Annotated in this window: 1 protein-coding gene; it reads left to right on the forward strand. The window is 66.9% G+C overall.

The genetic code is table 11. The annotated features are described in order from the left end of the window. Window positions 1-475, forward strand: a 475-nt coding sequence (locus AACY19_RS27155) for a cob(I)yrinic acid a,c-diamide adenosyltransferase (RefSeq protein ID WP_339454583.1), incomplete at both ends; no start/stop codon positions are given.

Raw genomic sequence — 475 nt, forward strand, 5'->3', positions numbered from 1 at the left:
ACCGCATCTACACGCGTACCGGCGATGACGGCACGACCGGGCTGGTCGACGGATCGCGCATTGCCAAGGACGCCGCGCGGCTGGCGGCGATGGGCGATGTCGACGAAGCCAATAGCGCGATTGGCGCGGCGATCGCCGCGCTGGCGCAAGAGGGGTTGCCCGCCGCCGAATTGTCGGCATGGCTCGAGCGTATCCAGAACGATTTGTTCGATCTCGGTGCCGATCTCGCGACACCGAAAGCCGAGAGCGACGGCGACGACTTCGCACCGTCTGAAAGGACGCTGCGGGTGGTGACGGCGCAAGTCGAACGGCTTGAGGCGGAGATCGACCGGATGAACGCTGGTCTGGCACCCTTGACCAGTTTCATCCTGCCGGGCGGAACAGCCGGGGCAGCGGCACTCCACATCGCCCGTGCGATGGTGCGTCGCGCCGAGCGTACTGCGGTCGCGGCGACGCGGACGGAGGCTTTCAATCC

The organism is Pseudomonas sp. EA_5y_Pfl2_R50, assembly GCF_963970475.1.
Taxonomy (GTDB): domain Bacteria; phylum Pseudomonadota; class Gammaproteobacteria; order Pseudomonadales; family Pseudomonadaceae; genus Aquipseudomonas.